Consider the following 4,801-nt stretch of genomic DNA (forward strand, 5'->3'; position numbering starts at 1 on the left):
GATGGGCCCGGCCCGCCGGAAACCCGGGCCGGCCGGCCCGCGGCGGAGCGCGTGCCCGGGGCCCCCGCCCCCGGGGTGCCGGGCCCCCGCGGCTCGTCGGCGATGGCGATGCCGTAGTCACGGGCGAGGCCGGCGAGGCCACTGTCGTAGCCCTGGCCGATCGCCCGGAATCTCCACTCTCCCCCGCGCCGGTACAGCTCACCGCCGATCATGGCGGTCTCGGTGGTGGCGCTGGTCATCGCGAAGTGTGCCTGCTCGCCGCCGTCGGTCGAGTCGAGCAGGCGCAACCGCAGGTCGGGTACGGAGGCGAAGGTGCCCCCGTCCACCGACGCGCACACCACCACACGCTCCACCTCCGGCTCCAGGCGCGTGAGGTCCACCTGCACGGACTCCACGCGGACGCCCCGCCCCCCGCCGCCGCCGGCTCCCTCACCGCGTTTTCCGAGGTGGATGACCGTGCCGGAGGGGTGAGCGGGCCGGCCGTGGAAGACCATGTCGGCGTCCGAGCGGACCCGTCCGTCGGCTGTGAGCAGCAACGCGGAGACGTCCGTGTCCGGCACGCGCGGATCGGCGGTCCGCACGAGTTCGACGCGGATCGCCCGTGCCTCGACGGGGACGTTCGCGCCCTTCCCCAGGGGAACCGATGCCATGTCCACCATTCTGCCCCCGACCGGCCGAAATCGGACGGGCGGGGGACGGACCCCGGGCCCGTCCCTCCTCGGCCCGTGGCCCGACTACCCGCCCCCGGGCAGGGCGTCGCGGAGGAAACCGTCGACGGCGTCGAGGAAGTCGTCCCCCGAGAGCACCGCCCGGTCGTTGTGGTCGGCCCCCTCGACCACGTGCAGGGAGATCGGACCGGCGGTGTGCTCCTCCACCACCTGTCGGGAGAAGCGGTCCGGCACGATCCGGTCGGAGTCGCCCGCCACCACCAGCACCGGCCCCTCGTACCGTCCCAGGTGTTCGGTGGTCGGGAAGCGGTCGCGCAGCAGGGCGCGCACCGGCAGGAAGGGGTAGTGGTGCCGACCGACGTCGGCCAGTTCGGTGAAGGGGGAGCGCAGCACCAGGGCGGCCGGCGGGAGCTCCGCGGCGGCCTCGGAGACCACCGCCGAGCCGAGCGACTCGCCGAGGTACACGATCCGGTCGGGGTCCACGTCGGGGTGGTCCGCGACCCGTGCCACGGCCGCGAGGAAGTCCTCGGCCAGCACCTCCTCACGGGGGTCACCGGGGTTGCCGCCGTATCCCCGGTAATCGGTGAGCAGCACCGCGTGCCCGCGCTCGGCCAGCCCCTCGGCGAGCGGCACCCGACCGGCCCGGTTGCCGCCGTTGCCGTTGGCGACCACCACCGTGCTGTGCGGGGAACCCGGGGAAGAGGCTTCCGCGGGCGGCAGGAGCCAGGCGGTGAGTTCGGTGTCGTCCGCGCCGGTGTACGCGATCTCCTCCACCCCGGCGGGCGGGGCCGGGGCGGACCGGTCGGGGAGGTAGATCAACTGGCGTTGCAGCAGCCAGGCGGCGAGCACCACCAGCAGCCACAGCACCACAGCGACGGCGAGAACCTTCCACGTCACCGACACCCAGCGCCCCGCAGCCATGGCATCGACCCTAGGGGTGGGGCGCGGCCGTCGCCCGCCGAACGCGCGCCGGGGGTGCCGGGGCCGGCCTCTCCGGGGGCCCGGTCGGCGGTCCCGGGGCCGGATGACCCGTTCGCGCCCCGGGACGTCGCGCGCGACGATGAGGAGAGGGCGGGAGGACCACCCGGGAAAGGTCCGGCGCCTCGGGCTTCGGGCCGGTGGGGAGAGAACCATGACGGTACTGGTGACGGCCGCGAGCCGACACGGGACGACCGAGGCCATCGCCCGCGAGATCGCCGAGGTGTTGGCGGAACACGGCGTGGAGGCGGTCGTGCGCTCTCCCGGTGAGGTGGACGCGGTCGATCCCTACGAGGCGGTGGTGCTCGGCAGCGCCGTCTACGCCGGCCACTGGCTGCCGCCCGCCGGTGAACTGGTGGAGCGTTGTGGCCCCGCCCTCGCCGAACGCCCGGTGTGGTTGTTCTCCAGCGGCCCGGTGGGGGATCCCGCGCGGAAGATGGTGCGGGAGATGGACAAGGACCCGGTGGAGCTTCCGGAGGTGCGCGAGGCCGTGCACCCGCGCGACCACCGGATGTTCGCCGGCCGGCTCGAGCGCGAGGACCTCAAATTCCCGGAGCGCGCCGCCCTGTGGGTCTTCCGGGGGCTGGAGGGGGATTTCCGGGATCACGACGCGATCCGCGGCTGGGCGGAGTCCATCGCCGGGGCTCTCGGCGCCTCCCCGGGGAGGCATTCCCCCGCCGAATGACGACGCCCCGCCGTACGCCGGAGCCGTGGAGAGCCGTCCCGGGCGTGCCCCGACCCGTGCGGTCAGCGGGTGACGAACTGGGTGAGGATCGCCTGCACCTCGTAGATGTCCACGCCCTTGGTGAAGGTCTTCTGCATCGGCACCGAGTCGCCGGAGATCCAGATCTTCAACTCACCGTCCAGGTCGAAGGTGCCGGCGGTCTCCACGGCGAAGTGCGTGATGCTCTTGTAGGGGACGGAGTGGTACTCGACCTTCTTGCCGGTGATGCCCTGCTTGTCGACCAGGATGAGCCGCCGGTCGGTGAACATGATGGTGTCGCGGATCAACAGGTACGCGGCGTGCACCCGTTCCCCCTGACCCAGGAGTCTCGCGTACTCCTGCTGCGCCTGCGCCGGATCGATGGCGTGCGCGTTGCCGAAGAGTGCCATGTGTTCCCCGTTCCCTGTTCCCGCGCGGCCCCGCGCGTCCGGCGCGCGTGGTTCGTACGGTATCGGGGACGCCCGGCCGCCGGCGACGGTTCCGCCGGGTCGGTCCAGCGGCGGGCCGCCGCCCACACCGCCGCCGGGACGAGCCGGGTCCGCTCCCCGTAACCGTGGTGGACTCCGGCCATCCGCAGCACCACGGGTGACGACGGGGCCGACGGCCCGGGCGGAGCCGGCGGGGAGGACTCCTCAAAACGGCGCACCGCACGACCGTAACGGGGCCGCTCCGCCGACGGCGTCGGGTCGGCCGGTGCCCGGGGCCGGCCGTTCACCGGCCGAAGTCCGTCGTCGGGCCCATTATCCGGAAAAACCATCGCGCGTCCCCCGGTTGGGTGCACACTGGGCGCGACATTCACCGGATGGGGGGCCGTCGGGGTCCTTCGTCCTGCACGGAAAAGAGCGGACCTGTGCGTCGTACGATCCGAACCGCCCTGTTCGCGGCGGTGACCCTGGCGTTCCTCGCGCCCCTCACCCCGGCCCACGCCGCTTCCACCACGGGCGACCTCATGATCACCCACGTACGTCCCAACGCCGCCGGGGCGGACGTCAAGGACGGCAAGCAGGTCAATCTCAACGGCGAGTACTTCATCATCAAGAACGTCTCGAAGAAGACGGTCGATCTCGGCGGATGGGTCCCCGACATCACCACCAACACCTATGGCCGCGCCCTGCCGTCCTACAAGCTGCCCGCGGGCGCCGAGGCGTACGTGCACACCGGTAGCGGCACCAACCGCAAGGACGCCAACGGCAACCACCACGTCCACCGCGGCTACGCCCGGCACGTCCTGCCCAACGACGGGAAGGCCAAGAACCCCAACCTGCGGCTGAAGAAGCCCGGCAGCGCGGACAACAACGCCGCCGCCGGCACCGTCAGCGCCTGCAACTGGAACGTCGCCGCCGACGGGAAGACCTACACCTGCTGACCCGCGACGGCCCCGGGCGGGCCCGGTCCGCGCGACGCGTCCACGGACCGGGCTTGCCCCTCACACGGTGGTAGGTGGTGGAGTCGGGGGCACCATGTTCACCATCGGGGATTTCGCCAGGCACGGTCGGGTCTCGGTCCGGATGCTGCGTCACTACGACGCGATCGGACTGCTGCGCCCGGCCCGCGTCGATCCCGGGACGGGTCGGCGCCACTACACGGCCGGGCAACTCGCCCGGCTGAACCGCGTCATCGCGCTCAAGGAGCTCGGCTTCACTCTCCAGCAGGTGCGGGAGATCGTGGACGGTGGGCTCACCACCGAGGAGTTGCGCGGCATGTTGCGACTGCGGCGGGTCGAGCTGGAGACCGAGGTGGCCGCGACGACGGCCCGCCTGGCCCGGGTCGAGGCGAGACTCCGATCGATCGAGAGCGAGGGGCACATGCCCACCGACGACGTCGTCCTCACCTCACTTCCCGCCATCCGGGTGGCGGAGCTGACCGCCATCGCTCCCGGCTTCGACCCCGGTGACATCGGCCCGGTCATCGGCCCCCTCTACGAGGAACTGTTCCGCCGACTGGGGGCGGCGGGCATCACCCCGACCGGCCCCGGTGTGGCCCGTTACGAGGACGTCCCCGGGGGTGACGGAGCCGTGCGCGTCCACGCGGGCGTGCGGGTCTCGGCGCCCCCGCGGGACGGTCACGGGGAGACCGGCGACCCGCGGGTGCTCGACCTGCCGGCCGTCGAGCGGGCGGCCACGATCGTCCACCGGGGCCCGATGGAGGCCATGGCGCCCACCGAGCAGGCGCTGACGCGGTGGCTCGAACACCACGGTCTGCGGGCGATCGGCTACCCCCGGGAGGTCAACCTGGAGTGCCCGCCCGACCGGGAGGCATGGGTGACGGAACTCCAGGTGCCGGTGACCGGGGCCCACTGAGACGAGGAACCCGGGGGTCGGTCGTCGCCCGCTCTCCGGTGCGCGAACCCCGGAGGGAACGGGTCACGTCCCGGCCCGGAACCCGGCGGTGGAGTCGGTCCGCCCGGGGGCACCGGGGCACAGGGGGGAGG

At 73.0% G+C, this 4,801-nt stretch carries 6 protein-coding genes; 3 read left to right on the forward strand and 3 right to left on the reverse strand.

Going from position 1 to position 4,801, the window contains the following annotated elements; genetic code table 11:
• The coding region (locus FNQ90_RS12855; protein ID WP_228471093.1) for a TerD family protein at positions 1–650 on the reverse strand (650 nt) is incomplete at its 3' end.
• An 84-nt stretch (positions 651–734) separates the two neighbouring features.
• On the reverse strand, positions 735–1,589 hold the full coding sequence (locus FNQ90_RS12860) for an alpha/beta hydrolase (RefSeq protein WP_182606502.1): 855 nt from the start codon (positions 1,587–1,589) through the stop codon (positions 735–737).
• A 211-nt stretch (positions 1,590–1,800) separates the two neighbouring features.
• On the opposite strand from FNQ90_RS12860, the gene FNQ90_RS12865 reads away from it, so the two are divergent.
• A complete protein-coding gene (locus FNQ90_RS12865) occupies positions 1,801–2,331 on the forward strand; it encodes a flavodoxin domain-containing protein (protein WP_182606503.1) in 531 nt (176 codons plus the stop codon).
• 62 nt (positions 2,332–2,393) lie between these two features.
• Here the strand turns inward: FNQ90_RS12865 and FNQ90_RS12870 are convergent, their stop codons facing one another.
• Positions 2,394–2,759: a PH domain-containing protein gene (locus FNQ90_RS12870; RefSeq protein WP_182606504.1), complete on the reverse strand. Its 366-nt coding sequence runs from the start codon at positions 2,757–2,759 to the stop codon at positions 2,394–2,396.
• A gap of 461 nt (positions 2,760–3,220) precedes the next feature.
• Here FNQ90_RS12870 and FNQ90_RS12875 point away from each other — a divergent pair, with 461 nt between their 5' ends.
• Both FNQ90_RS12875 and FNQ90_RS12880 read left to right on the forward strand, forming a co-directional pair.
• Complete coding sequence (locus FNQ90_RS12875; protein ID WP_323379923.1) at positions 3,221–3,736, forward strand: lamin tail domain-containing protein; 516 nt, start codon at positions 3,221–3,223, stop codon at positions 3,734–3,736.
• A gap of 94 nt (positions 3,737–3,830) precedes the next feature.
• On the forward strand, positions 3,831–4,670 hold the full coding sequence (locus tag FNQ90_RS12880) for a MerR family transcriptional regulator (protein ID WP_182606506.1): 840 nt from the start codon (positions 3,831–3,833) through the stop codon (positions 4,668–4,670).
• The last annotated feature ends 131 nt before the right edge of the window (positions 4,671–4,801 follow it).

Source organism: Streptomyces alkaliphilus, assembly GCF_014141535.1.
In the GTDB taxonomy this organism is placed as follows: domain Bacteria; phylum Actinomycetota; class Actinomycetes; order Streptomycetales; family Streptomycetaceae; genus Streptomyces; species Streptomyces alkaliphilus.

Coding starts and splice junctions, on each gene's coding strand:
- FNQ90_RS12865 (WP_182606503.1), top strand. CDS start 1,801: ATGACGGTACTGGTGACGGCCGCGAGCCGACACGGGACGACCGAGGCC.
- FNQ90_RS12870 (WP_182606504.1), bottom strand. CDS start 2,759: ATGGCACTCTTCGGCAACGCGCACGCCATCGATCCGGCGCAGGCGCAG.
- FNQ90_RS12880 (WP_182606506.1), top strand. CDS start 3,831: ATGTTCACCATCGGGGATTTCGCCAGGCACGGTCGGGTCTCGGTCCGG.
- FNQ90_RS12860 (WP_182606502.1), bottom strand. CDS start 1,589: ATGGCTGCGGGGCGCTGGGTGTCGGTGACGTGGAAGGTTCTCGCCGTC.